The organism is Winogradskyella arenosi, assembly GCF_003337305.1.
GTDB lineage: Bacteria > Bacteroidota > Bacteroidia > Flavobacteriales > Flavobacteriaceae > Winogradskyella > Winogradskyella arenosi.
This window is the reverse complement of sequence record NZ_QPJO01000027.1, coordinates 1-1,021: the sequence shown is the minus strand read 5'-3', so window position 1 is coordinate 1,021 and position 1,021 is coordinate 1. Positions and strand designations below refer to the sequence as shown.

Here is a 1,021-nt window from a genome sequence, read left to right as displayed (position 1 = left end):
TAAGCGAGTAAGTTAGCAAATAAAAACCGAATAGAAAATACGAGAGCATTTTCGTAAGTAGGCGAGAACCTAGCAATTAATTATACACGGTGTTGTAAACAGTTTTTATTCCGATTTAAATTTATAATTAAGCCAATAATTCGAGGATATTCGTATATGATTTTCTTTATCAAGTATATTTTCTAAAGTCAATTTGTCCCAATAAACACATCCCGAACAGACGGAAACAACTTCATGAGATTTATATAATTCCGTTATTTTTTCGTTCAGTTCTTTAGTCAGAATTAGTTTGTCCAATTCAGCCAATTTCTCGCAAACTATTACTGCTAAATATTTTTCTGCATTATTTTCCGAATCGAGTAATTTAATAATGGAATTAAATTTTTCCTTGTCAATCAGTCGTGATATTTTTTTGACAGATTTTGATTGACTTCCGTCTTCGTAGCAACCAAATCCGACCATTTCATTAACATCAACATTTGATTGAGCATTTCCGCTAATGGAAATTGCAATTAATAAAGTCAATGTAATTATAATCTGTTTCATTGATTAACTATGTTTAACTTTATATTCTTTTACTTTCCCGTATTTATTAAATTTAATAGTTAAATGTCCTGTATCAATTCCGTGTTTAGCCATTCCCAAATAATAACCAAATTCGGATTCCGACTTAGTCTCTGGAATTCCCAATAATTCAATTATTTCCGTTTTGGATTTTCCTTTTAGTTCGTGATTATTCCGCAAACTGTTCATCATATCCCAACGCATAGACCATTCAGACTCTGATTCCGTCCAGTTTTTCCATTTTTCAGAGTCAAATTGTTCGTGAGTGATATTTCCTTTTAGAGCAAATCCGATTAGAATTATTATTCCGAAAATTAGTAAACCATATTTTAATGCTTTTCTCAATGTTTGTCTCAAATTGTTTACAACGTGTTTGTGTATGGTTAGTTGCGTGGTTTAGAGACTAAGTTAACAAACTTTTACGAACCTGTGAATATTCCGCAGGAATATTCGCAAG

At 31.3% G+C, this 1,021-nt stretch carries 2 protein-coding genes; both read right to left on the bottom strand.

Going from position 1 to position 1,021, the window contains the following annotated elements; all coding sequences use genetic code 11:
- Positions 1-105: 105 nt before the first annotated feature.
- Positions 106-546 carry a hypothetical protein gene (locus DFQ08_RS16025; RefSeq protein WP_114311047.1) on the bottom strand — a complete coding sequence of 147 codons (441 nt, stop codon included), beginning with the start codon at positions 544-546 and terminating at the stop codon, positions 106-108.
- A 3-nt stretch (positions 547-549) separates the two neighbouring features.
- Positions 550-921, bottom strand: coding sequence for a hypothetical protein (locus DFQ08_RS16020; RefSeq protein WP_114311046.1), 372 nt, complete (start codon positions 919-921; stop codon positions 550-552).
- Positions 922-1,021 lie beyond the last annotated feature (100 nt).